The organism is Gottfriedia luciferensis, from assembly GCF_001712755.1.
GTDB classification, from domain to species: domain Bacteria; phylum Bacillota; class Bacilli; order Bacillales; family Bacillaceae_G; genus Gottfriedia; species Gottfriedia luciferensis_B.
Genome location: NZ_MDKC01000036.1, coordinates 96258 through 122092 on the forward strand (window position 1 = coordinate 96258; position 25835 = coordinate 122092).

The 25835-nt window shown below is 32.2% G+C and carries 22 protein-coding genes and 1 pseudogene; 6 read left to right on the forward strand and 17 right to left on the reverse strand.

The window, feature by feature from the left end; genetic code table 11:
- Positions 1 to 76 precede the first annotated feature (76 nt).
- Complete coding sequence (locus BED47_RS21140) at positions 77 to 763, reverse strand: response regulator transcription factor (protein WP_069035301.1); 687 nt, start codon at positions 761 to 763, stop codon at positions 77 to 79.
- Positions 764 to 1301: 538 nt separating this feature from the next.
- Here BED47_RS21140 and BED47_RS21145 point away from each other — a divergent pair.
- Both BED47_RS21145 and BED47_RS21150 read left to right on the forward strand, forming a co-directional pair.
- A complete protein-coding gene (locus BED47_RS21145) occupies positions 1302 to 2204 on the forward strand; it encodes a LysR family transcriptional regulator (protein ID WP_069035302.1) in 903 nt (300 codons plus the stop codon).
- A 305-nt stretch (positions 2205 to 2509) separates the two neighbouring features.
- Positions 2510 to 2773 carry a CD3324 family protein gene (locus tag BED47_RS21150; RefSeq protein ID WP_069035303.1) on the forward strand — a complete coding sequence of 88 codons (264 nt, stop codon included), beginning with the start codon at positions 2510 to 2512 and terminating at the stop codon, positions 2771 to 2773.
- A gap of 1 nt (position 2774) precedes the next feature.
- Here BED47_RS21150 and BED47_RS21155 read toward each other — a convergent pair whose 3' ends face one another.
- Positions 2775 to 2966, reverse strand: a complete 192-nt coding sequence (locus BED47_RS21155; RefSeq protein ID WP_069035304.1) for a hypothetical protein — start codon at positions 2964 to 2966, stop codon at positions 2775 to 2777.
- Positions 2967 to 3475: 509 nt separating this feature from the next.
- Between BED47_RS21155 and BED47_RS21160 the strand changes: the two genes are divergently transcribed.
- Positions 3476 to 4111: a FusB/FusC family EF-G-binding protein gene (locus tag BED47_RS21160; protein ID WP_069035305.1), complete on the forward strand. Its 636-nt coding sequence runs from the start codon at positions 3476 to 3478 to the stop codon at positions 4109 to 4111.
- Between the two features lie 58 nt (positions 4112 to 4169).
- Here the strand turns inward: BED47_RS21160 and BED47_RS21165 are convergent, their stop codons facing one another.
- On the reverse strand, positions 4170 to 4916 hold the full coding sequence (locus BED47_RS21165; RefSeq protein WP_069035306.1) for a TerC family protein: 747 nt from the start codon (positions 4914 to 4916) through the stop codon (positions 4170 to 4172).
- 213 nt (positions 4917 to 5129) lie between these two features.
- Here BED47_RS21165 and BED47_RS21170 point away from each other — a divergent pair, with 213 nt between their 5' ends.
- Together BED47_RS21170 and BED47_RS21175 are read left to right on the forward strand one after the other, a co-directional pair.
- Entirely contained in the window at positions 5130 to 6041 is a 912-nt protein-coding gene (locus BED47_RS21170; RefSeq protein WP_069035307.1) for a bifunctional helix-turn-helix transcriptional regulator/GNAT family N-acetyltransferase, read from the forward strand.
- Between the two features lie 58 nt (positions 6042 to 6099).
- Positions 6100 to 6498 carry a DUF5412 family protein gene (locus tag BED47_RS21175; RefSeq protein ID WP_069035308.1) on the forward strand — a complete coding sequence of 133 codons (399 nt, stop codon included), beginning with the start codon at positions 6100 to 6102 and terminating at the stop codon, positions 6496 to 6498.
- A 63-nt stretch (positions 6499 to 6561) separates the two neighbouring features.
- Here BED47_RS21175 and BED47_RS21180 read toward each other — a convergent pair whose 3' ends face one another.
- Both BED47_RS21180 and BED47_RS21185 read right to left on the reverse strand, forming a co-directional pair.
- The gene (locus BED47_RS21180; protein ID WP_069035309.1) at positions 6562 to 7311 is read right to left on the reverse strand and encodes a class I SAM-dependent methyltransferase; all 750 of its coding nucleotides are present in this window, start codon (positions 7309 to 7311) and stop codon (positions 6562 to 6564) included.
- 33 nt (positions 7312 to 7344) lie between these two features.
- A complete protein-coding gene (locus BED47_RS21185) occupies positions 7345 to 9057 on the reverse strand; it encodes an ABC transporter ATP-binding protein (RefSeq protein ID WP_069035310.1) in 1713 nt (570 codons plus the stop codon).
- A 326-nt stretch (positions 9058 to 9383) separates the two neighbouring features.
- On the opposite strand from BED47_RS21185, the gene BED47_RS21190 reads away from it, so the two are divergent.
- Positions 9384 to 12410 (forward strand): efflux RND transporter permease subunit, encoded by a 3027-nt coding sequence (locus BED47_RS21190; protein ID WP_069035311.1) that lies wholly within the window; start codon positions 9384 to 9386, stop codon positions 12408 to 12410.
- Positions 12411 to 12561: 151 nt separating this feature from the next.
- Here BED47_RS21190 and BED47_RS23835 read toward each other — a convergent pair whose 3' ends face one another.
- The 12 genes and pseudogenes from BED47_RS23835 to BED47_RS21245 all read right to left on the reverse strand — a co-directional run bounded on the left by BED47_RS23835 (position 12562) and on the right by BED47_RS21245 (position 25813).
- Entirely contained in the window at positions 12562 to 12714 is a 153-nt protein-coding gene (locus tag BED47_RS23835; RefSeq protein WP_175403534.1) for a hypothetical protein, read from the reverse strand.
- Positions 12711 to 13970, reverse strand: a complete 1260-nt coding sequence (locus BED47_RS21195) for a helix-turn-helix domain-containing protein (protein WP_069035312.1) — start codon at positions 13968 to 13970, stop codon at positions 12711 to 12713. Before BED47_RS21195 ends, BED47_RS23835 begins: the two co-directional genes overlap by 4 nt.
- A 547-nt stretch (positions 13971 to 14517) precedes the next feature.
- Positions 14518 to 15225, reverse strand: coding sequence for a chitin disaccharide deacetylase (gene chbG / locus BED47_RS21200; RefSeq protein WP_069035313.1), 708 nt, complete (start codon positions 15223 to 15225; stop codon positions 14518 to 14520).
- Positions 15222 to 16553: pseudogene (locus BED47_RS21205) on the reverse strand (6-phospho-beta-glucosidase). The gene chbG and the pseudogene BED47_RS21205 overlap by 4 nt, the downstream one beginning before the upstream one ends.
- Positions 16554 to 16569: 16 nt before the next feature.
- Positions 16570 to 16926, reverse strand: coding sequence for a PTS lactose/cellobiose transporter subunit IIA (locus tag BED47_RS21210; protein ID WP_439097800.1), 357 nt, complete (start codon positions 16924 to 16926; stop codon positions 16570 to 16572).
- A gap of 126 nt (positions 16927 to 17052) precedes the next feature.
- Positions 17053 to 18369: a PTS cellobiose transporter subunit IIC gene (gene celB, locus BED47_RS21215; RefSeq protein WP_069035315.1), complete on the reverse strand. Its 1317-nt coding sequence runs from the start codon at positions 18367 to 18369 to the stop codon at positions 17053 to 17055.
- A 22-nt stretch (positions 18370 to 18391) separates the two neighbouring features.
- Positions 18392 to 18697, reverse strand: coding sequence for a PTS sugar transporter subunit IIB (locus BED47_RS21220; RefSeq protein WP_069035316.1), 306 nt, complete (start codon positions 18695 to 18697; stop codon positions 18392 to 18394).
- A 495-nt stretch (positions 18698 to 19192) separates the two neighbouring features.
- Positions 19193 to 20533 (reverse strand): germination protein YpeB, encoded by a 1341-nt coding sequence (gene ypeB, locus BED47_RS21225; protein WP_069035317.1) that lies wholly within the window; start codon positions 20531 to 20533, stop codon positions 19193 to 19195.
- Between the two features lie 16 nt (positions 20534 to 20549).
- Positions 20550 to 21266, reverse strand: coding sequence for a spore cortex-lytic enzyme (sleB, locus tag BED47_RS21230; RefSeq protein WP_084007028.1), 717 nt, complete (start codon positions 21264 to 21266; stop codon positions 20550 to 20552).
- A 129-nt stretch (positions 21267 to 21395) separates the two neighbouring features.
- Positions 21396 to 23162 carry an LTA synthase family protein gene (locus BED47_RS21235; protein WP_084007029.1) on the reverse strand — a complete coding sequence of 589 codons (1767 nt, stop codon included), beginning with the start codon at positions 23160 to 23162 and terminating at the stop codon, positions 21396 to 21398.
- 52 nt (positions 23163 to 23214) lie between these two features.
- Entirely contained in the window at positions 23215 to 25467 is a 2253-nt protein-coding gene (locus BED47_RS21240; RefSeq protein ID WP_069035319.1) for a glycosyltransferase, read from the reverse strand.
- A gap of 7 nt (positions 25468 to 25474) precedes the next feature.
- Positions 25475 to 25813, reverse strand: coding sequence for a hypothetical protein (locus BED47_RS21245; protein WP_069035320.1), 339 nt, complete (start codon positions 25811 to 25813; stop codon positions 25475 to 25477).
- Between the last annotated feature and the right edge of the window lie 22 nt (positions 25814 to 25835).

Consider the following 25835-nt stretch of genomic DNA (forward strand, 5'->3'; position numbering starts at 1 on the left):
TTTTTTGAAAATTAAAGCACTCTATTAAACACGTAATATGATGTGTTTAATAGAGTGCTCTTTTACTTTAATGAAATTATTGTTTTATTGAAATCCAGTTATTTTTAATTACTTTAATGACTGCATTTAGGCGATCTGGTACGTCTAATTTCATCAAAATATTGGCGACGTGGTTTTTGACTGTTTTATTCGAAATAAATAATTCCTTACCAATTTGGATATTTGAAAAGCCCTTTACTAAAAGGTGAAGTATTTCGTATTCTCTATTTGTAAGTAGTTCTTTTATATATGAATCATTGGGCGGCATAAAATGGATTGAATTATCCTTAAGAAACTTGTACTCTTTTATCAATTCATTCGTAAAGCGATTGTCTACCATGAATTGTCCACCCTGCACTAGCTTAACAGTATTCACTAAATATGCCTCGTCAACATCTGTTAAACAAATACCTTTTACTCCTACATTCAATAAACGATCTATTTCATAAAAGTCTAAAGAGTTTTTAATGGTAATAATTTTCGAAGAATCATCATGTAACATAATACTTCTTGCATGCCTTACCATTTCTTCTCCCGAAACTTGAGTTATAAGAATTGAATTACTTACTTCCTGCAACGAAAAACTATCTTCTAAATTAATTTTAATAGCATTTATTCGATTAAATTCTAATATTGTACGAATACCCGCAACGAAAAGCGAATTTTCAACAAAAATAACAGTATTATTATTTCTTGGATGATTTGGAACTAATTTTGCTAACATTACTGCCACCTCCAATTTGCAAATTTTTTATAGCAACATTTGTATTGTACATATTTGAATTGATTAAATAAATTAAATATTTTTGAAATTAAAGTTAAGTACTTCTTAAACATAAGATTATTTTTATTAAAATTTAAACTAAATCGTTAAAATAAAGGATTCAAAAACTTACGGTCTTATATTATGATATCTATGTACAGATATTTTTTTATTACTATAATTTTCCCAAGGAAATATTTTACTTTGCAACGTTTCAACTTCTTGCTTTTTTAGTAAAAAGAGATTTCGAACAAAATTTAAGAATTATTTTAATAATATAAATTTACCTATGTACAAGATTTTCCAGTAAAAAAGGTGTATCATTAAACTGTTTTCTTATCTTAAGAGTTCCTTCATACCATATCCACAATATAATTTTATTAGCTCCTCAAAATTAATGAAATTACTAAATTTTAATCAACGATGTCCACTATCTTTTAAGTTTTTATGTTCTTAAATTACTACATGTTTTAGAATTTTTTATTATTAGGAGATTACTATGAATTTCGAACAATTAGAGTATATTGTTTATGTAGCAAGTGAAAAATCAATATCTAAAGCTGCCGAAAAGTTATATATCTCTACATCAGCTATAAGCCAATCTATTTCACAACTAGAAAGAGAGTTAAATATAACAATATTTAATCGTTCAAGGATAGGAACTACTCCTACTCCTGAGGGAAATATTGTAATAATGAAAGCAATAAATATATTATCGAATATTAAGCAATTAAATGAGGAACTTTTTAACTTAAATATAAAAAAAGAAAAACAGTTAAAAATCGCTGCAGCAACAGCATTTTTTGATATTTTTCAAGAAGCAGTAACAAACTTCAATTTAGAAAATCCTCAAATCTCCATTGACGTTGAGGAAATGCTTCAAGAGCAGTTACTAAAAAGTTTTAATCCAGATCGTTATGATGTTGGTTTTCTACCAATAGAGAAAGAAGAATTAGATAAATATCCAAAATTGGGTAAAAAGTTAATCAGTAGAGCTAGAGTAGGTATAGTAGTTGGAAAGAATTCAAAATTATTCAATTATGAATATGTAACACCTGCAGATTTAAATAATGAGAAAATAGTAATATTAAAAAATACAAAAAATGGCATAGTAAAAAAGTTTTCAAAATGTATTACGAATCATGTTATCTTAACTACAAATAACCCTAGACTACTATTAAACGTCGTTAAGGAAAGTGCTGGTTTTTCATTTATTCATGAGTTTACAGTAAAAAACTACCCTACATTTCGTAATGATGAACTCAAAGTAATACCGATTACATATACTGATGAAACTAATTACATCTATCAGGATATATGGGCTATTTATTCGCGTGAACATGGACTATCAAGTTCATCCAGTGAGATTATTAAACACATATTATTTCAGTTAAATAAATAATGAAAAGGAATAGGAACAACCCATCTAAAAGGCTTTCTATTCCTTTTTCATATTATTTATAAGTAACAAATGCAATCTGAACAGATATAATTTATAATAAGTAAAAAGTTTTCATGATTTCTTTAGGAGGTGATCTATTATGACAAGTACTGTTAGTTTGTCAGATAAATCAACATCCCATGCAAAGCCTAGATTTAGAAAGGCGATACTTTGCATGGGCAGGTTTTACTAATCGCCCAAGTAAGCAGTTCTGATTCAACGGCTTTGCACCTTATTTACTAAATAAGAATAAGGGGCTGGCAAAGATGGCATATATAAAAGCGACTGCTATTTTACCTGAAAAGTTATTATTGGAAATACAAAAATACGTACAGGGAGAAACACTTTATATTCCAAAAACTGAAAAAGTCCACAAAAAATGGGGCTCACGTTCAGGAACAAGAAAGCTAATTGATAATCGAAATAAAGCAATTAAAGAAGCATTTAAAAACGGTCAATCAATTGAGCAACTAGCGAAAGAATATTTTCTCTCAATCGAAACGATAAAAAAAATTGTATATACTAAATAAATCAAAAAACACTGATTAATATCAGTGTTTTTTTCATGCTGTTGAAAACAACCTTATCAATTAAATTACCAAATTTTCGTAAAAGGAGTAGAGTGATGTTGATTTCCACTACAGGATGCTCGCTTTCCATGGGGCGAGATTCTTTAGCCTCCTCGGCAAGCCTGCGGGGTCTCAGCCTTCCCGCTAATCCCATAGGAGTCGAGCACCCTTTCGTTCCAATCAACTTGTTCATCAAAAAAAGTTTACAATAAATCCTAATCAAATAGCCTTTACTTAGAGTAGCCTAAATGTTGTATATTAATTATTAATCAGCTTGTAGGTCAATTAATATCGAACATTAATTAAACTATTAAATTGAATCTGTTTTTCTAAAAAATTAGCTCATAATATTTTTAACTTCTGAAAAAAATCATTACATTTGTTATTGGATTCATGAAATTGCTCGAAAATATTAACATATAAAACCATTAATAGATCATCCAAAAAATGATTAATTTCATCATTAAATAAATGTTCATTAATGTCATTTTTCCCTATTGACCATTTTATATTTCAACACTCTGACAAAACACTGAATCAATGTTTTTTTATGGCAACTTTGTTTATTAGATAAACTCAACATATATAAATTCGCTTTTTTGATGTAAATTAAAGATGTTAAGTTATAAATCGAACTTTTCTCTCAAATTAGGAGTGATATAAATGAAACCTTTTATTAGAACAGAACAATATAATTTTATTAAACATCAACTTCAAGTCTTAACAAATGGACATTCTACAGTAAATGATAAAACTGTTTTAAATGCTTTACATTCACTAGTTAATGATAGAATTCTAAGTTTATTTCCTGAACTAACTGAAGAGCAACATCTACTCTTCAATCCAATTAGCACAATTAAAAATTCTGATCAAGCAGATGTTTTACTGAACCAACTAAAGCCTTATATAATTCCTTTTAAAGAAGTATCAGAACAATCCATCAAAAAGCTATTTCCAAAAGCAAAAAAATTAAAGCTTCCCTTATTACAAAATATTGATTTAGTTGAGACAACATATATCGGATGGGATGACTTAGGCTCGAATTCTAAGTTTATTGTCACATATTTAAATGACAAACTAATTGGTTTACAAGGTACCTTTAATCCTATGAAAAAAAGAGGCAACTGCACAATATGTAATAAATACGGTGACTTAGGATTATTCATGACAAAAACAAAGGGAAAAATTGAAGGTACTTTTACACAAAGAGGAAATTACATTTGCAAGGATAGCCAAGTATGCAATCAAAATATTATGTCGCTAGATAAACTGCATGATTTTATTATGTTGGTTAAGTAGCGAAAACTAAAAAATCGCTTAGTGCTACAAACCTAAGCGATTTTTTATTATTTATCATTTATTCTACGTTAGTATCTGTTGATTTCTTTTTAGAGAGAAACCAACCACCTAAAGCGATTAATAGCATGACTGACCAGAAAATCGTATTCCAGATTGGTCCTTCAACGAAATGATGTGAAATAATGTGTAGAGATGGATGTGCCAAAGTATGCATTAGTAGTTTAACCCCTACCCATCCAACTAAAAGCATAGCTGCTGTTTCTAAACTTGGACGTGTTGTCAACAATTTAACAAAAATACCTGCCGCAAAGCGAATAACAATTAAACCGGCAATTGCTCCAATAACAATGACAATAAATTTAGCACCATCCATGCCACCTATATTACCCATTTTTGTATTAGGTAGATCAATGACTAGCGCTACTGCTGCTAAAATAGAATCGATCGCAAATGCAATATCTGCTAATGATATTTGAGCAACTGTCATCCCAAAGCTTTTTTCCTTTTTTCCTTTATCATCATCATGCTTTTTAAATAAATGCTTTAATGCTATGAAAATTAAATACGCCGCTCCGATTGCTTGAACCTGCCATACATTAAAAAGAAATGAAATAATAAAGATGGCACCGATTCGAAAAATAAAAGCTAAAAGTAAACCAATATTGATCGCTTTCTTTTGTTGTTCCTCTGGTAAATGTTTTGCCATAACAGCAAGTACTAGTGCATTATCGGCCGATAATAACCCCTCTAATAAAATTAGAATTATTAATACCCAACCGTACTCTAATAACAAAGTTGGTTCCATGTTTTCCCCCTATTTAATTTACTTTTAACTTATTTTTAACCACTTTTTAATTATATTCCCTTTTTTATAAATTCCTTATCCAAATTTTTGAATATTCTAGTACAATTTTCACCATTCACACCTTTATCACCTTCAAGATAGTTGACTTAGTCAACTTTATTAGTTTATATTATTAGTAATCTAAAATTTCAGAATATTAAAGGTGAGAAAAATATGAATTATGTTGAAAAAATACGCAAATTTAACAGACATTATGCTAATGTATTGGGAAAAATTGATCAAGAAATCTATAATCACCCTTTTCCATTAACCGAAGCTAGAATCATAACGGAAATCAACGAGAACCACGGATGTACTGCCACAGATATTATCGAAAAACTCGGCATTGACCGTGGTTATTTAAGTCGCATTATTCAACGATTCGATGATGAAAACATCATTTCAAAAATCCAATCACCTGAAGATAAACGTCAATATACACTTCATTTAACAGCAAATGGAAACGAAATCTACAATAAATTAGTTAATGATGCGAACATTGGAGTAGAAAGTATGATTCAAAGCCTTTCTACTCCTGAAGTAAAAGAGCTAGTTAAATCAATGGAAACAATTGAATCCATTTTCTCTTTAAATCAGACACCTAATCCTGAAATTTTGATTCGACCATTTAAACCTGGCGATGTTGGGTATGTCGCTTATATTCATGGAAAGATTTATAGTACAACCTACCAATTTGGACGTGTATTTGAATATTATGTAATGAAAGGATTAAGCGAATTTTTATTGAATCCTAATGGAGGCGAACTTTGGGTCGCTGAAGTAAATGGAGAAATCGTCGGATCAATTGCTATTACAAAGACAAATGAGTCAGTAGCACAACTTAGATGGTTTGTATTAGATGAAAAATCCCAAGGATTAGGTATCGGTAAAAAGCTAATCGAAACAGCACTCAACTTCTGTAAGGAAAATCAATTCGAACATGTATTTTTATGGACTGTAAGCACATTAGAGACCGCCCGTCATCTTTATAAAAAATATAATTTTACTTTAACTGAAGAAAAGCCTAACTTTGAATGGACTGGATCTGAGTTAATTGAGGAAAGATGGGACTTAGTACTTTCATAAAAAAGTAATGATATAAGATTATACGGGATAACTTTTAGACGTTAAGACGGAGAAAATAATGAAAAACAAATTGATAAAGATTATAAAAATATTTTCAATCATTGTAGGGATTATAACAGCTATCTGTTTAGCTGGTTATTATACTTTAGATTATTTATTTGGAGATATGTGCGGAAATGAAATTACCCATAAAGAAGTTTCTCCTAAAGGCGATAAGGTAGCTTATATTTTCGAAAGAAATTGTGGTGCTACAACTGGATATTCGTATCATCTTTCTATAATGGATTCAGATCAGAAGTTAACGAATAATTCAGGAAATACATTTGTTTCAGACGATTTATTTAAAATAGATTGGATAAATAATAAGAAAATACAAGTTAATTATCCAAAGTCCACTAAGACGTACGAAATGGATCAACACGTAAACGGAACTAAAATTATCTATGTAGGAAAATAATGTTATTTTTTCAATAATAAAAGAGCATCGATTAAGATGCTCTTTCTACTTATATTGCCATATCTACACAAAACCTAAATAACTTTTTGTAATATAGGGATAAATGATTTTGCCATTTAAACTGTACTTATTAAATAAATTTGTAAGTGCAGTTCGATATGGTTCAAATTCTTTTTCCCCACTTAATGGAGAAAAAGAAGAAGATAAGTTTCTACCTAAAAATCCTTCTAAATCCATTTCCAAATCATTTCTATAAACCAGCGTTTCATAGTTCCCGTTTTTAAAAAATTGGTTAGTAACATTTGGGGGCTCTTCTATTCCACCACTAAACCCATTAAACTTAGGACAAGTTGCTTTGCAAATCTCCTGCAATTCAGTCATTAATGGACTTAATAAATCTTTACTATTCCAAACTAGAGATACTTTTGCATTCTCTTTTAGGATCCGTTTGCATTCTAAACGGAAATTTTCTTTATCAAACCAATGAAATGCTTGCGCTACTGTTATTAAATCAACGCTATTATTTTTTAAAGATGTATTTTCAGCTCTTGCATTAATTGACTTATATTGATCGTATTCCTTCAAGGCCTTCTCTGCGATTCCTCGCATATCATTATTTGGTTCAATTGCTAAAACAGTTAACTTTTTTTCAAGTAAAAGCCTAGTTAAAATACCCGTACCTGAACCAATGTCTGCAATAACACTCCCCTCATTTAAATGATTTTCTGAGAGTAAATAATTGATATATTCTTTAGGATAACTTGGGCGAAACTTCGAATATAGATCTGCCTTACCAGTAAAATTTTCAATCAATACAAAACACCTTCTTAAAAAATGTTTTTTAGGTTAAATTTGATGAGCATGAAGTCTAGCAAATATCCCATCTTCCTGTGATAGTAGTTCTGTATGCGTACCATCTTCAGCAATTCCTTCTTCAGTAATGACTAAAATACGATCTGCTTTTTTAATTGTACCTAATCGATGGGCAATGACTAATGTTGTTCGATCTTTTGATAAATCATTCAATGCCTCTTGAATAATTGCTTCTGTCTCTGTATCTAATGCTGAGGTAGCCTCATCTAATATTAGGATTGGTGGATTTTTCAAAAACATTCTAGCAATTGCTAATCGTTGTTTTTGTCCTCCAGAAAGCTTTAATCCTCTTTCACCAATTTGAGTTTCATAACCATCAGGCAATGAAGCAATAAAATCAGTTAAGTGGGCTTTTCTAGCTGCTTCTTCTATTTCTTCATCGGTTGCATTTAACTTACCGTAAGCTATATTTTCTTTTAATGTACCTGTAAATAAAAAGACATCCTGTTGTACGATTCCAATATTTGATCGCAACGATTCTTTCGTTATGTTTCGAATATCAATTCCATCAATTGTGATCGCACCGTCTAAAACATCATAAAATCTTGGAATTAATGAGCAGATTGTTGTTTTCCCTGCTCCTGAAGGTCCTACAAAAGCAATTGTTTTACCGGCCTCAATAGAGAAGGAAAGATCATTTAAGATTCTACGTTTGTTTTCGTAACCAAAAGAAACATTTTTGAACTTAATATCCCCTCTTAGATTAATTACTTCAATTGCATCAGGAGTATTTACAATGTCTGGCTCGTTATCAATCAATTCAGTAAAACGTTTAAAGCCTGCCATACCCTTTGGATATAATTCAAGTAAAGCACTAATCTTATCAATCGGTTTAAATAAAATGTTTAAATATAAAATAAACGCTACTAATTCTCCATACGATAAAATTTTCGTAAAACTTAACCAAGCTCCAAAAACTAGAATAACAAGTGTCATTAATCGAGTAGATACATAGATTCCTAGTAAATTCATACTCATAACTTTATAAGCTTTTAGTTTCGTTTTACGGAAGTATTGGTTATTTTTATTAAATCGTTTCATTTCATATTGTTCATTCGTAAAAGATTGAACTACCCTCACGCCTGAAACACTATCTTCAACTTGTGAATTTACATTCGCAATATTTCCATACATTTTACTCCATGATTTATTCATTTTCATGTTTGAGTAGGAAATCAACCATACTAAAAATGGAACGATTATGATTGCTACTAATGCAAGCTTCACATTAATTGCTAGCATAATCCAAAATGCACCGATGAAGGTCATAATTGCAATAAATAAATCCTCTGGACCATGGTGCGCTAATTCACCAATATCCATTAAATCATTTGTAATACGGCTCATTATATGACCAGTCTTCGTATTATCAAAGAAACGAAAAGATTGACGTTGAACATGATTAAATAACTCACGACGCATATCAGTTTCAATATTAATACCAAGTTTATGGCCCCAATAATTTACTACAAATTGCATACCAGAACTTACTAAGTAAAGTACTAAAAGTCCAATACTAATTGAGATAATTTTACTCCAATTCCCTTCAGGCAGCAGTTTATCAATAAACCAAGACACTGCTAGAGGAAATCCCAGCTCCATTAATCCAACTAATATTGCACAAAAAAAGTCTATATAAAATAGCTTTTTGTGCGGGCGATAATAACTAAAAAAACGTTTAATCAAAATACAGCACCTCGAATTCTATTGATTAATCTAGTCGTTAGATGTTAATACCTTACCACATGTGTTTTAAGTGTGCTATCATTTCAGAATTTTCCAACTAACCAACAAAAATATCGGAAAACTGAATTCATTAAACAAGTATAAAAGACCAATAGTCTCATACTTTAATAAAGTATGTACTAATTCATTTACCTGTTTAAATGTCGAATTGTGCTTTTAAATATTTTGTAAATTCTAAATAAAATGTGTTTTATTTTCAAGATTACTGTGTTACGATTCAACTTGTGTGTTACTGGATATTTTTACCATAAAGGGGGATAACTTGAATGTCGTGGTTTACAAAATGGGCCTTTAATAATAAAGCCGCCATTACCTTTTTATCAGTTCTCATTTTATTAATTGGAGTACTAAGTTACAAAAAGCTTCCGATGGAATTCCTACCTGCTGCAGACCAACCAATTGTTTCTGTCATTGTTATGGGCCAAGGTACTGATTCGAAAACAATGGAGGATCAAGTAACTACTCCGATCGAAAATGCCGTCTCTGGTGTGAAAGGTAAAAGTCATATTTATTCGAGCACAAGCAATGGTTTTTCAAAAATTGATGTATATTATGAATCAGGAACAAATATGAAGGATGCTAAACAAGAAGTCCAAGAATCTTTAAATAAAATCACTCTACCTCAAAATGTTAGTAAACCTACAATTGTACAATTAAACACTTCCATGATCCCTATCGCAGATGTTGCAATCACTTTCGAGGATGGATTAAGTCCAAATAATATTGATTTTGCAAACAAAAAAGTTATTCCATATTTCAAAGACATAAAAGGCGTAGCTGACGTTCAAACATATGGTACAGAAAAATCTTTTGTTTCTGTAAAAATCGATAATGCGAAGCTCACGCAGAATAAAGTATCACTAGAAACAGTCATGGGTATTATTCGAGGCCAAAATTCTGCAGTTTCAGTTGGCGAAGGTATTATAAATGATAAAACTAGTAATATAAAAGTTGTTGGGAATTTAGATAATATAGACAAAGTAAAGAGTCTTATGGTCGCTGATCATGTTAAATTAGCTGATATTGCAACTGTTGAAGTGAAAAAGCCAGCACACAATCTAACAAGAATCAACGGAAAAGACGGGTTATTATTAATCGTCACAAAGGATAGTAATTCTAATGCTGTTAGTATTACAAAGGATGTAAGAGAAGCTACTAAACACTTAAATAAGAAATATAAAAATATGAATTCAGATGTCATGGTCGCAACATCGGATATGGTTAAAACTTCTGTACATGCAATGATTAAGGAAGTTTTACTTGGTGCATTATTTGCTACGATTGTCATCATGCTATTCTTAAGAAATGTACGTTCAACACTAATTACCATTGTTTCAATTCCGCTATCGCTATGTTTAACATTATTTTTACTTGCAGAGTCTGGTATTACACTGAATGTTTTAACACTCGGTGGAGTAGCTGTAGCAGTTGGACGATTAGTTGATGATAGTATTGTCGTTATTGAGAATATTTTTAGAAAAACTCAATCAGAGAAATTTTCTGTTCAAATGATTATTGATGCTACGAAAGAAGTCGGAAGTGCAATCACAGCCTCAACTTTAACGACTGTTGCTGTATTTCTACCAATAGGAATTATTAGCACGGGGCTTAAAGATTTTATGCTTCCTTTTGCTTTAACCATTACTTACTCTTTATTAGCTTCATTATTTGTTGCATTGACGGTCGTTCCATTATTAAGTGCATTCTTCCTTAAAAATGCTAAATTAAAAGCACATAATCCTTCATTACGATATAAAAAAGTTCTTACTTGGTCATTGAATCATAAATGGGTAATTGTTGTCGTTTCATTATTATTATTTGTCGGCTCAATTGGTACTTATTTCGCTATGCCAAAAGGGGCAACAGATAATTCTTCATCAGATTTTGTTCAAACAACTTTAACGTATCCGAGTGATACACCAGTCGAAAAAGTAAAAGAAAACACTCTTAAACTAGAAAAGTATATTCTTGAACAAAAAGGGATAAAAGGAGTTTACACTCAATTAGGTAGTACAGCTGATGCTGCAAAATATGGAGATGTCCGCTCTTCTACTCAAGCAATCTATTTAATTACATTAGACGATAAAAAACTTACTGACCAAGTCGTAAAAAAAATCAACACGCAAAAGTCTAACTATGCAGATGCAGAATTAACTACGATGGCATCTAGTTTATTTGGAGGTTCTAAAACCCAAATTACGATCGATGTGGTCGGAAATAATTTAAATGATTTAGAGAATACCGCAGGCGAAATTAAAAATAAGATTAAAAATATTGATGGAGTTAAAAAGGTAACTACAAATGAGGAAGATAAAAAAACTGTTTATTCTTTAGAGGTTGACCCTTCCAAAGGTAATGCAGAGCAACTATCACAACAATTATTTGTTATGTTGAATCGAACTCCACTTGGTACAGTTACAATTGATCAACAACCGACTGATGTTTATCTTGAACCAATATTAGAACCTAAAACTCCTGAGGATATAAAATCAGTACCGATTATGACGAAAACTGGAATGATTCCAGTATCATCAGTAGCTACACTAAAAGTAGAAGAAAAGTCTTCTAATCTATATCATAAAGATGGCGATCCGTATTTAAGTATTTCTGCCGAAGTAAAGCCAGATAAGCTTTCAAAAATTAATGCAGATTTAAATAAAGTTATTTTTGGAGATAAAAAATCAAAAGGCATGAAAATTGCTGATGGTGTAAATGTATACATTGGTGGGGCTCTTGCTCAACAATCACAAGATTTCTCAGATCTATATATGATCATGCTTGTCTCAATCGGATTAGTTTTCCTAATCATGATTATTACATTTAAAACATTCCGTGCACCAATTGCTATACTATGTTCTCTACCTTTAGCGGCGATTGGAGCTGTGCTTGGATTAATTATAAGTCGTATATCCGTTGAACCAACAGCACTATTAGGAGCACTGATGCTTATCGGAATTGTCGTGACAAACGCAATCGTATTACTAGATCGAGTAAAACAAAAGGAAAAACAAATGATTCTTCGTGAAGCAATTATCGATGCTGCAGTAACTCGTATTCGACCAATTCTTATGACGGCTGTAGCTACAATTTGCGCAATGCTACCATTATTATTCAAAAAAGCCGAAACTGGTAGCCTTGTATCTCAAAGCCTTGCAGTTGTAGTAATAGGCGGACTAACTGTTTCAACATTATTAACACTAATTGTCATCCCTGTTATTTATGAGTTACTTTATTTTAGAAAGTCTAGAAAACAGCGTAGACAGCAAGATACTAGTAAGCCAGTAAGTTTGTAAATAAATAAGGATATCTCAATGTTTTTGAGATATCCCCTTTTTTTTTTTGATAGAGATCAGTTACAAACACTTTGTGAACTCGTTTTAATTCAAATATATACAAAAAACACAAGGAAAACTGAATTAGCCTTGTGTTTTTTGTATTTCGCCATCAACTTCCTGGAGGTTTTGGATCATCTTCCTGCTTATTTGATGCGTAAATTTCATTGTTTGGCGAATGATGACTTTGAATCGTATTTATTCCTACACTCACCAGAACAGTAATAACTAAGGAAAGAGCGATAAGTTTAATCTTCTTTTTCATCTGAGAACTCCTGTATTATGTGTCTTCTTCATTTGATGTAAACTGATTTGTAAATACTTATTAGCTAAAAGTGTGTCGCCTTGTCTTTGGTAATATTCAGCAATTCGTTCACTGTATTCATAAACCTTCATTCGATTACCATGTTTCTCCATAATTGGTAAGCCGTCTGCCACTAAATACAGGATTAGTGCCTTCTCTTCATTTTTTGCTTCAAAATATAATACTCGTAATTTCACATATTCTATTCTTGTTGTATCTTCGAATGACCCTAGTTCTTGTTCTAACATATTCACAACTTGTTCATTTTTTTGTAGCTTTAGCAAATGAGTAGCAATATTACCTATTGTAAGGTAATAACTCTCAGTATATTTCTCTATTAACGCAAGGGATTTATAATAACACTCCAACGCTTTTTCTGAAAAATTTTGTGTCCCATATAAAAAACCTAAATTATGCCAAGCCATTTCTTCAATTGTTGTGTTTTGAATTAATTCTGCATCATCTAGTATTTCTTTTAATAAATTTTCTGCTCTTTCATATTCACCTGTTTCAGTTAAATGGATTGATAAAATAGTTTTCACATCTAACATTCTAATAATATTATTTCTTTTTTTGAAAACTTCAAGAGCATTATTACCGAAATAGATTGCTAATGCAGATTGTCCTAATCTACAATGCATTAAGGATTTTAAATAATAATATTCAGTAATGTCGTCACGATACTGTTTTCTTAAATCTTTTACCTCTTCCAGTAAGTCTAAAGATTTAATAAAATTGTTCCTTTTATGATTAAAAATTGCATTTAATACATTCCAAACAAATAGTTCAAACTCAGAAAACATCTTCGTATTTTGACCCATTTTTTCAATTAATTTCTCTGCCAAATCGACCTGATTTAAAAACAAAGTATACCTTAGCATGTATAATTCATATACATAAAGCAATTCTGTATATTGGACGAACTCCTTATATTCCGTTAGATCTAGATAGAGTGTATTTGCTTTTTTATGATGCAGTCGTTCAATTGCATCATAGAACTCCTGTAGTTTTATTTTAATGTGACTAACTTTATTTTTTTCATCTTCAATTGATATACCTAGCTTCATACACAATAAGTTTAAAGTTTCGATATTAACCTCTTTTGAGTTGTTCTCTATCTTACTTAAATGAGAAATTGAACAAATTCCATCACATAGTTGTTCTTGTGTCATCTGTTGTTTTTTTCGATGGTAATTAATAATTTTTCCAATTTTCATAGGTATTTTCCTTAAATATTATTTTAATATTGTTAATATTCATTATAGTGTAAAACTACTCCTATTTCATCTTACATTTTTTCCCATGATTATAAAACTCTAATTATATATATATACTAAAAAAAGCATAGAGCCTAATACAGACTCTATGCTACACGCTATAGAAAAAAGATGTTGTCAGTTAAATAAGTAGAATCATGTTGATTTCCACTACAGGGTGCTCGCTTTCCGCGGGGCGAGACCTGAGCCTCCTCGTCACGTTCGTTCCTGCGGGGTCTCAGCCTTCCCGCATATCCCACAGGAGTCGAGCACCCTTTCGTTCCAATCAACTACTCAAATATAAAAAACTAATCTTATTAACCAATAAAAATTCCGATGAGAACCCCAAAATACTCCTGATCTTAAATTTAATAATGATTTTGTTTAATTTTTGAACAAGTGAATTTACAATCAGGTCAATTAAAAACGTAAATATTTGATTTGCAAGAGTCAACGCATTGAATAAATTTATCTTAATTCAGACTCTATGCTAGTTAATTAAATTACTCTATAATAAATCAATCACTCTTGGTAGTTTTACAGTAGATAAAATTAGTGTCTCTTTTACTCGATCTTTGGCGTAAGAAGAATTGTTTAGTATCTCGTGATCAAGATATCCAGGATGGCACATGACTTCAACAGATTGACCGTTCTGAACCCGTGTTAATATCTTTTCAAAATAATCATCTGTCACGCCTTCCCCATAGAAATCATGAAGAAATACATCCGTAAAAGGAGCGACTCCTTGTAAAGCATTTTCAGAAATACGTCTAGCACTTAAATTATATTTTTGAGCTAACTTCTGTACGACTGGTAAAAACTCAGGTACGGTATGAACATGGTGGTGGCTATCAAAGTGGGTTGGTTTTAGGCCCGATTCTAAGAATTTTTCTATTTGTGCAGTCCATTCTCTTTCTAATTCATCCAGTGATATATTTTTATCTTCAAAGAATTCATGTCTACTTTTAAAATTACCATGTTCATTAACAAGTGTTGGAACATCATTTAAAAGGGGCTTTCCACATGTTAGAACAAGATGGATTCCTACTTGAAGGCTTGGATTTTCTTTTGCTAGCTCTACTGCGTGACTTACGCCGGACATATTCATCATCATCGTAGCTGAGTTAACAACCCCATTTTTATGTGCATCAATTATTCCATAATTAATTCCCCTTGAATAACCAAAATCGTCTGCATTCACAATTAATTTAATCATTTAACTTTCACCTCTTTAAAAAATTGAGGTAAGTATTTTTTATGTGCTTCTAGCATTTCATCAACAATTTCCTTAGCAACTTTATCCGATGCCACTAACGGGTTAATCGTTAATGCTAGAATTGCCAAATCATAATCACCTGTTACCGCTGCTTCACAAGCTACTCTTTCAAATGATTTGATTTGTTGAACGAGCCCTCTTACAGATACCGGTAAATCCCCCATTACGATTGGTTTTGGGCCATCCTTTGTAATGACACAGCTAACCTCTACTGCTGAGTCATTAGGAATACTAGCAATCGAACCATTATTCATCGTATTAACTGGTTGAATATCACCTTTATCATTATATATAGAAGAAATTAAGCGAACCGCCGCATCACTATAATAGGCTCCTCCGCGTTTTTCGAGCTGAGGTGGTTTGATTGAGAGGTTTGGATCTTTATAAAGTTCAAAAAGATCATCCTCTAATTTTTTAACAACTTCAGCACGAGTCCCTACAGTTTCGGCATTTTTTATATCTTTTTCAACCATTTCACGAGTTTTATAATAATAGTTATGATAAGGACAAGGTAGTGCATTTAAAGCACGAAGAAACTCAGGTTCCCATCCATATCCTTGAATATTCTTAACAAAACTAGAGTTTTCTGGATTCGTTAATAATTCAATGACTTGTTCTTTTACACTTTCACCGTCAACAAACACATCTAATCCATAAACCATATGATTTAATCCAGCAAAATCAATCCGAACACGAGAATGCTCAACATTTAATAATTTGGCAATTCCCATTTCCATTCCAATTGGGACATTACATAAACCAACTACTTTTCGATGGTCGGTGTAACGAAGTACCGCTTCAGTAACCATACCAGCGGGATTCGTAAAATTTACTAACCACGCATTTGGACATAGATCCCTCATATCTTTTACAATATCTAAAATGACTGGAATTGTTCGCAAACCTTTAAATAATCCTCCTGGTCAATTTGTTTCTTGACCAAGTACACCATATTTTAAAGGTATTCTTTCATCCTTTGCCCTCGCATCTAACAAACCAACGCGAAATTGCGTTGTAACAAAATCAGCATCTTTAAGTGCCTCTTTTCGATCAAGTGTCAAATGAACTTCTACTGGAAGACCTGCCTTTTGAAACATTCGTTTTGCTAATTGACCAACAATCTCTAATTTCTCTTTGCCTTCTTCAACATCTACAAGCCATAGCTCTCGTAATGGAAGCTCATTGTACCGCTTAATAAAACCTTCCACTAACTCTGGAGTATAACTAGATCCTCCACCAATTGTCGCAATTTTGATTGATTTTCCCATCCTATGTAGCCTCCTTTTATTGGTTGCTTACCTCTTGCCGCAGTTCAATAATCTCCCTTGCTAAATCTTTAAGTGTCATTGCTGTCATTAAATGATCTTGTGCATGAATTAATAGAATTGGCGTATCAAAATCTTCTCCACCAGCCTCTGCTTGAATCAATTGAGTTTGAAAGCGATGTGCTTGACTAAACTCGCGATCTGCCTCTGCAAGCTTCTCAAAAGCTAGCTCAAAATTCTTTTCTTTTGCTGCATACATTCCCTCCATTGAAAGACTTCTAGCATTTCCACTATGCAAGATTAACTGAAAGGAAAGGTTGTACAATTCTTCTTTTGTCACTAGAATCACACCCTTTACTAGAATGTAAGAATACAATACCAAGAGCCTGCCTATAGGCAAGCTTCCAGTGTGTTTACACAGAATCAAAAATCTAAAGGTGCCCAGACAAATTGAAAGCGAGCGCTTAGCAGGTAGTCTGGGCAATCCCCTTTTTTGCTTTTCTTATTTTGGTGAGCCTTGTTCAGTTTGTAAATTTTGTTTATCCCACATTCTAAAGAATGGGAAGTAAATTAAGAATGCTATAACAAGATTAATCAATTGCATTGCAGAGCCTCTCCAGTTACCTCCAGTTGCTAGCCAACCGCCGATAATTGGTGGAGTCGTCCAAGGAATTGCAATACCATGTGTTTTTGGAGCAAATCCCGTTTTCATTCCTATATATGTGGTTACAACAAGTACTAATGGCGTTAGAATAAATGGAACTAATAGCAATGGATTCATTACGACAGGGGCACCGAATGTAATTGGTTCATTAATATTGAAAATACCAGGTCCAATCGATAGCCTTCCTAGTTGTTTTGCATGCTGACTCTTTGCAAATAATAGCATCATAAGTGCAAAACAAATTGTTGCACCAGAACCACCCATGTAGATGAAGATATCAAAGAATTGTTGTGTAACAACATTTGGCATTGCATGATGAGCTTGAAGAGCTAAACGGTTTGCATCAGTTGCTGCTAACCATACTGGACCCATTACACCACCAACAATTGCCGCACCGTGTAAACCAACGGACCATAATAACTGAATTAATAATACAGCAATTAACGCGCCAGCTAATGAACCACCAAGTCTACTAAGTGGATCTTGTAATAGATCCCCAACGACATTGTGTAAAGTTTCATAGTGTGTATGTTCAATTAATAAACGAATAATCCATACTAAGAGAATAACTAGAAATGCAGGGAATAATGCAACGAATGATTTACTTACACTAGGTGGTACACCATCCGGCATCTTAATAACAAAATTCCTTTGAATTACCCATCTATAAATTTCAGTTGAGAACAACGCGATTATAATAGCAACAAACAGACCCTTACTACCTAAAAATGCCATAGGGAGTACTCCGCCTACTTTAATAGCAGCAGTTGCTCCATCTGGTGTAAACATTGTGAAGTATGGTGTTGATAAAATAAATGAAGCAATCGAGATCGCACCAGCATTCAACGCATCTACTTTGTAATGTTCAGCGAGTCGATATGCGATACCAAATCCTGCAATGAGCGCCATTATATCAAATGAAGCACTTACCGGATAAAGAAGCTTTGTTTGCCAAGCGGCACCAAATGTTTTTGCCATAAAATCCGGATATCCGTCAAACGGTAAGAAGCCTAAGATTAAGAAAATAGAACCGACAATAATAAGAGGCAGTGTTAAAATAATTCCATCACGTAATGCTTGCAAGTGTCTTTGACCTGCAATTTTTCCAGCAATAGGCATTACTTTCTCTTCTAACGTTTGAGTAAAGTTGGCCATCATAAATCACCCCTATATGAAATTATGAACCTATTAAATCGATTGCAAATTTCAGGACCTCTGCTCCTTTACACATCCCGTAATGAACCGGATTGATGGCATCAACTGGTATTCCTTTTTGTAAACCTTCTTTTTTTAATTGTGGGAGTAGGTACCTTACTTGGGGCCCTACAAGTAATACATCTGCTTGATCAAGATGATTTTTAACATCATTAGCACTCACTGCCCAAATCCTTGCATCGATTCCTTCAGATTTTGCAGCAGCTTCCATTTTTGTAACTAATAAACTTGTAGACATACCGGCAGCACAACATAATAATATGTTCATTTAATCCCCCTTTCTCTCTAAAGGAAACGCTTACAATACAATTAAACTTCTACTAACAAGCAGAATCTACCCCTAACCTCTCTCCCTCTAGAATTTTAATCTCAAGAAATATATATTCACCATTTTGGACAATAGGACAAATCTAAAAAATATTTTTTTTTAATTGAACGCTATAAATTACTACTCCTAAAGTCGCTTAAAATAAAGCTTTGTACAAGCCTAAAGTATGATAACTAATCAAACTTAACTGACAGGGTTTTACAATTAAAAGATCTGAAAAAAGTCTCGTATTTGTACTATATAATGCATGTATTTTGAACTGAAATACTAGTTTGGAAAACCGATCATCTTTAAATCTAGTAACAAGAAAAAGGAAATGGTTCTAACTCAAACCATTTCCTTTTTTTATCTTCATTACTATTAGGAAAATCTTTGAAATTCTATAGAGGACTTAAGTTACATACTTAAGTCCTCATCATTAAAAAAGTATGAGCTTCAGTCGTAGTTTTCGACTAAGACATTCAATTTTTTAATCTGTTCTTCTACACCAGTATCCGCATTCACGAATATTTGATATGTGTCATTACCACGTGTTCCTACAAATTCATAGCAAAGTACTTCTTGATTCAATTTATTTAAAATGATCGCTTGGCGTTCTTCCATTATTTTTAAGTTTGAACTAATACTATTTCTCGCTTCCTCAACCGATATTTTCGGCTTTGGAATCGTTCGTTTTGTATATGCTGCTAAGTAATTTTTTGATGAAAATCCTACAGTACTTCCGTCATCAAGTGCAATTTTCATCGTAACAGATTCAGGATAGATTCTTACGCCGTCCTGTTTTGTTACATATGTAAACACACCAATCGTATCATATTGTGAGCTTTCTGTTAGTTCCATATTAGAGAATTTATTACGTTCTAAAAATTTAAGCCCATTAATAGAAGCCTGATTTAAATCGATTTTTTGCGCCTTAATATTTCGACTATCAATCACCCAAACTGGATACCCTCCTTTTTCGGTAATATCCATATAAATTTCACTATTTGTTTTTGGTTCCTTAATTTCTAAGCTATAGTACCGATCTGCTAATTTTTCACCTGTAAGATCAACTTTTATTTGTGCTGTACTATTTAATTCAAGAAACTTTTTCGCAATGTCCTTCGCTTGCTCTGTCGTTATTTTTTCGCCTTTTACATTCGAAAGGTTAGCACGATTTACTTTATAATTTGTCAGTGAAGGATCTGCATTTGCATCGGAATAGGTCATTACATTCCTTTCCACTGTCTTAAATCCGTCAATAATTACGTTATTTTTCGGATTTTGATCTTTTGCATAAGCTAGCTCTACATCCATCCAACGTAATTTATTCTCAAATACCATATGCTGAACTTTTCTAATCTCTCCTTGAATTTCAGCAGAGTTATCATATAACTTTTGCAGTGTTGCGTATTCATTTTGGGTCAATGGTTCTTTATCTAAATCTCTTACGGCAGTTCGATAACTAAAATCACCAATATTTGTTAGAAATTCTTCCGTTTTATTAACTGGTAATAGCCTCAAAGGAAGTTGGCCTACGTTAGATCTAGCTTGAGAAGTTAATCCCCAAACTTCTACAAGTGCTGGAGAGAGGGATGACTTTGATTTCATTGCTAAAGTATCGCCAATTTTATCATGTAATAAATCTAATTCATAAGTTAGTTCATGAAATGCTCGTTGATAGTTGTTTTCTGCTTGGATATTGATTTCGTTTTTAGCCTTATGCTCTGTATAACCCCAATATGATGTTCCGATAAGTCCAATTGCTAACACGCCTATAGCAGCTTCCTTAATCACTTAAAACACTCCTTTCTTATCGGCAAAATATATGTCTACCAATTTGTTTTATTTGTGGTCTGCTCCAAATCCAAGCACTTGTCGCTGTGTCTGGATTAAAATAATAAAGTGCACTTTCACTCGGATCCCAACCATTTACAGCGTCTAAAACAGCTTTTTTGGCCGTCTCATTTGGTGTTAAATAAATTTGTCCATCAGACACAGCCGTAAATGCACCCGGCTCAAAAATAACTCCTGACACTGTATTTGGAAACGATGGATTGCTAACGCGATTCAGAATTACTGCAGCAACTGCTACTTGTCCGATATACGGTTCTCCACGCGATTCACCATAAACTGCATTAGCCATTAGCTGAATATCATTTTGCGAATAACCATTCGGAACATTCGATCCAGCACCTGCATTTTCACCTTTTTCATATTTTGTAGCTTTTACGAGCATCGCTTTTGTCTTAGCTCCAACAACCCCATCGACAGGCATCCCGAAATTATTTTGGAAATTCCGAACCGCCCAATATGTGTTGTAGCCAAACACCCCATCGACCTTGCTAGTGTAATAACCGTTATATTTTAACCGAGATTGTAATTCAATAACATCTTCTCCTGTAGCACCCATTTGCAGGACTTGGCTTGTAAACGCATTTACATTTTTAGGTTGAACATTACAAAAGAAACTAAAAAATACGATTAGTAATATTAAAGGACCTTTTAAGAAAACTAGTTTCCTCATCACAAACCTCCTAGTATAATTATCTCTTTTTGTATTTTTTTCAAGAATGACCAATTTATGTAAATACTTTAAAAATAGTTAAAAACAAGTCAGTTTTTTACCCAATAAAAAAGGGACCTTTTGGCCCCATTTTTACTTTCTATTAAAGGTAATACCATCACCATATACTCGATCATAGATTACCCAATCCCATATATCATTTGAATGATTTTGAAGTACCCATTCATACCATGAATGTTCAATCTGACCGTTTGTTAGAACTTTCATTAGAAGAGGTGCAATTTCGTATGATTCTAATTTAAGATTTCCTTTTTCTAAAAATGGCTTTGAATAGTTTCTAATCTTGTCCATTGTATTTTTGTCATTACTCCAAATCCACATCGGTGTTTCATTATACCAATCTTCTCCTTCACTCTTCTCCACTGGTGCTCCCCACTGCTCGTATGTTGCCTTTTTATCACCAAATGTTGGACGATGATCACCATAAAAAAGGACGATTGTAGGATTCTTACGTTTTTTTATTTCCTGCCATACTGAAACAAGAGAATTGCCGCTTTTATAAATACCACTTGCATAACTTTCCACTTTTCCTTTTAAATCCTCATCCATAGGTACTCCACTAACTCTCATGTTTTCTACAGGAAAACGGCCTTTATGCCAATCAAAATGATTTTGCATTGTCACAAAAAATACAAATTGACTCCCTTTTTTATTAATTAATGACAATGCTTTTTTCGAGCTACAATCGTCTGATAGATAGGAACCGAATTTTTCACAAGAAGTTAAATCTGTTTCTGACAAGAACTGATTAAATCCTATGTTAGGATATACTTCTTTTCGTTTGAAAAATGATGTTTTAAATGGATGAAGGGCTATCGTATCCATACCAAAGTGTCTAACATCTTGAATGAAACTAGGTGAAAGTCTATTCCCCATTTTTCCTTCTTGGTATGGTGTCCGATCTTCAAATTTACGTTTTAATTTTAGACTAGTTAATACTTCAAACTCCTCGTTAGCCGTCCGTCCTCCAAATGTATTACTAATTAACGTTCCATGAATCCCTTCATTTATAGAGCGAAGAGGTGCATTTGGATCAGTCTCCCATTTTAATTTCATGTCATCTAGAATACTGTATGCCTCACTTTGAATCACTAAAATATCTGGTAATTGTTTAGGTATAGAAAGTGGTTTGAAAGATTTGATTTCTTTAATAACCTCATTCTTTACTTTATTAGATACTTTAGGTTCTTCACGTTTGCTATTTACATAAGTTACTAAAAATGCTGGATACATACCATATCTTTCGACACTAGTCTCGTAATTCCAAGGTATATATTTTACATTTGAGTTTTTTACAAAATAAGCATAGCCTTCTTTTGAACTAAATGTAAAAAAGACCCCAAGTAATACGATTAGTAAAAAACGCAGACTATTTTTCCTTGCAGAAGCATTTCTCCATTTTTTATAGGCAAAGAAAGTCCCTAAAAAAAGAAATGTTATGATTCCAATTAAACCTCCCCATTTGAGAAGAAATGGAAGCTTTGAAAATTGTAAAAAAACAATTGGGTCACGCAGGAAAAATAAGTCACTTGGATGAAAAGGCTCACCAGTATATTTTATTTTTTCCGATAGTGCATATGAGAAAATTCCAATTGAACCTACAATCGTAATTAAAATCCACCAAACATTAAAGCCTAGAACAGAAAGTCCAATTACTAGTATTGAAACTACAACTGCCACAATCATAAAGTTCCACTTAAAAAAATCCGTAATGATCCAATTCTGATAAAGATTTACATTGTTCTTCCACAAATAATTATGAGACCAAATAACCAGTAAATAGCTACAGACCAATCCGATTAGAATTGGTCCTAACAAATTAAAACTCTTTTTCATCATGAAGAATCTACCCTTTACAAAATTATTAACACTAACTTTGCTTATTTTGTTTTTACATTAATTTCTCATTCGGTAATGCTTCATCAAGCTGGTTGAATTTTTGAATTAATTTCTCCGTAACTAATGATTCAAACACTTTAGTAGCACCTTCAATATCGCCGATCTCTGATTTGTATTTTGTTTCAAATTTACTAAGAATACTACCTTCTTCAAAAATTCCCCATATATTATTCCCACTACCTTTGTAATCGCTCAACTTAGAAGGTAAGTATGGATTAATATTTTTATAATCCTTCGTAAACGCATCATTCACAATTAGACAATCGAATTTTGTTGTAAAATTTAAAAACTCTAAAAAGTTAACATATGGGTTTACTTTTACATGTTTTTCAATTACTTCTCCCGAAAGTTCATTTGCAAGTGACTTGGGATCTGAAGTGAAAACATGAAGTTTAATTTTATCTCTTAATTCTGGTTTCGTTAATTTAAGCCCTTCAATTATTTCATTTAATTTCCTCGTTTGATAAAACGTTCCAAAGTACCCTAGGTTTACTTTGTTCTCATCAATTCGATATTTACTTGCTTTAACGTGATAATATTGTTTCGGTAATGTCGGTTGATTACAAATTCTAGCTTTCTTTAAAATGACTTCTTTCAATTCTTTTATCGGGAACATCTCTGACATGTATTTCAACTGATTTTCATTTGTAAAAACAATTTCATCTGCAAATGCATAAGCAATGTATTCACACCAAAAAAACATATTGTTATTTAATGCTAGTGGCAAGTTTTTTTTCTTTAAAAGTGCATTTACTTTTTTATAAAACCCTAAATCAATAATTGCGGACTTCCGTTCATTTCCATGAATATCTAATAGGATCGGATCTGAGAATTCTGCAACCCATTTTGCCTTTGGATTTTTCATTTTATATTCAAATGCTAAAAAGTGTGAAGCAGGCCATAGTGCTCGGCTATAAATTTTATGGTATGTACCATTTTTTCTTTCTTTCAATTTAATTTCCTTAAGAGATTTTTTAATAAAGTCTTTCATTGATTTCCATTGTTTAAAACTACTGGCAGATGATATTTCCATTCGATTATTAATAAAACCATCAACCATTGCATTTTGTCGATAATCGGTATCTCTTACCTTCGACATGTTATTATAAATTACGTCCACCACTTCATTATTCTCAATAATGCGCTTAGCCATTACAGTTCCGCTTGTATCAACATATGGTGGGAAACAATAAGAAATAATTAAAGAACGCGTCTCTCCATTGTATAGCTTAAAATAAGGAAAATAGACGAAACTGTGTTTATTTACTTCTTCAATTACTTTTTCTCTCAATTCATTGCTATTGTTAATATACCTGTCTATAAATCCATATTGAGCGTGTATTTTTCCTTTAATAAATTGTTGAATTGTAGGACTATTCGTTTCCCCTAGTAAAACATCAAGATGTTTCATGACTTCCAAACGTTCTTTTACATTAAACTCAAATGAATTTTTACGTCTAGAAACTGAATTATCTCTTAAAACTCGATAATAAATTGCCTGCTCTTCTAATGGAACAATCTTCAAGTGAAAATGATGCAAAGCAAATAATTTAGTAAAAAACACTACATCTTCTCCACTTTTTAAACCAAGTTCGTATCGTTGGGTTTTTACTTTCTTTGTTGGTATTAATTTACATGCATTCATTGTTAAAACACTATTTAAATCAGTATAAGTATAAATTTTAGTATCTAATGCTTTTTTAATTTGGGAGTTAACAGGATTGTTAGAATTACTATTACCTTCTAGATCTACGTCCACAACTTGTGAAATGACAACAGATTCTTCATCAGCATGATCAAATAGTTTTTCAAGAAAGTTAGGTGAAAGATAATCATCGTCATCCAAGAATGTAATGTATTTTTTTGATGCTTGTTGAATTCCCATATTTCTTGCAGCAGAAACACTAGCTTCTTCTGAATGAAGAATATTGAAATGATTAATATTATGTTCCTTAATGAAATTCATCAATATCTCTTCAGTTTGATCTTTTTCTCCATTGATAATAAAGAACACTTCAAAATATTTTGGTGACAAAGTTTGATTTTTTAGTGATTCAATACATTTTTTTATTACTTTTTCACCCTTGTATGTCGGGATGATTACGCTAATACCGTTTATTAATTTTTTAAAATGATAATTAGAAAATATTAAGTCTTCCGGGATTTCCTTATTCATTCGTTGGTAAATTTCGATCTTAATTTTTTCAATTTCTTCTAATCTTTGCTGAATTTCAAATTTGTTCAAAACTGACTCACCAACCTCTTAACTTTCTAAAAAGCCATCTTTTAGCTTTCCAATAAAACTGAATTAATCTGCCTAGCTTTGAGTGCATTACTTTTCGATAACGGTCTTCCATTATTTGAATTTCATTCTCTAGCTTTTCAATATACTTTATATTTTTATAATGCAGCTCTAACGCTGTTTCTTCATTAATTAATAAGGTTAAAAATTGTTCATAAAACTGAGACTCTATGTCCAAATTATTTAAATTAGATTTAAACTTGTTTAATTTTATAAACCAACTTGGTATTTCTAATTCATTCTCAATTGTTTCTGCATTTAATGAATGAGTTCTTGGGTCGATTGTCATCTTGATGAGTCCTTCCTAATAG

What these genes read in the sequence shown, in the direction of transcription:
- BED47_RS21155 (WP_069035304.1), bottom strand. Translation starts at nt 2,966, where the DNA reads ATGGGATTAGCGGGAAGGCTGAGACCCCGCAGGCTTGCCGAGGAGGCT.
- BED47_RS21165 (WP_069035306.1), bottom strand. Translation starts at nt 4,916, where the DNA reads ATGGAACCAACTTTGTTATTAGAGTACGGTTGGGTATTAATAATTCTA.
- BED47_RS21195 (WP_069035312.1), bottom strand. Translation starts at nt 13,970, where the DNA reads ATGAAAATTGGAAAAATTATTAATTACCATCGAAAAAAACAACAGATG.
- BED47_RS21245 (WP_069035320.1), bottom strand. Translation starts at nt 25,813, where the DNA reads ATGACAATCGACCCAAGAACTCATTCATTAAATGCAGAAACAATTGAG.
- BED47_RS21140 (WP_069035301.1), bottom strand. Translation starts at nt 763, where the DNA reads ATGTTAGCAAAATTAGTTCCAAATCATCCAAGAAATAATAATACTGTT.
- BED47_RS21235 (WP_084007029.1), bottom strand. Translation starts at nt 23,162, where the DNA reads ATGATGAAAAAGAGTTTTAATTTGTTAGGACCAATTCTAATCGGATTG.
- BED47_RS21150 (WP_069035303.1), top strand. Translation starts at nt 2,510, where the DNA reads ATGGCATATATAAAAGCGACTGCTATTTTACCTGAAAAGTTATTATTG.
- celB (WP_069035315.1), bottom strand. Translation starts at nt 18,369, where the DNA reads ATGGCCAACTTTACTCAAACGTTAGAAGAGAAAGTAATGCCTATTGCT.
- chbG (WP_069035313.1), bottom strand. Translation starts at nt 15,225, where the DNA reads ATGATTAAATTAATTGTGAATGCAGACGATTTTGGTTATTCAAGGGGA.
- BED47_RS23835 (WP_175403534.1), bottom strand. Translation starts at nt 12,714, where the DNA reads ATGAAAAAGAAGATTAAACTTATCGCTCTTTCCTTAGTTATTACTGTT.
- BED47_RS21160 (WP_069035305.1), top strand. Translation starts at nt 3,476, where the DNA reads ATGAAACCTTTTATTAGAACAGAACAATATAATTTTATTAAACATCAA.
- BED47_RS21170 (WP_069035307.1), top strand. Translation starts at nt 5,130, where the DNA reads ATGAATTATGTTGAAAAAATACGCAAATTTAACAGACATTATGCTAAT.
- BED47_RS21145 (WP_069035302.1), top strand. Translation starts at nt 1,302, where the DNA reads ATGAATTTCGAACAATTAGAGTATATTGTTTATGTAGCAAGTGAAAAA.
- BED47_RS21220 (WP_069035316.1), bottom strand. Translation starts at nt 18,697, where the DNA reads ATGAACATATTATTATGTTGTGCTGCCGGTATGTCTACAAGTTTATTA.
- BED47_RS21175 (WP_069035308.1), top strand. Translation starts at nt 6,100, where the DNA reads ATGAAAAACAAATTGATAAAGATTATAAAAATATTTTCAATCATTGTA.
- BED47_RS21190 (WP_069035311.1), top strand. Translation starts at nt 9,384, where the DNA reads ATGTCGTGGTTTACAAAATGGGCCTTTAATAATAAAGCCGCCATTACC.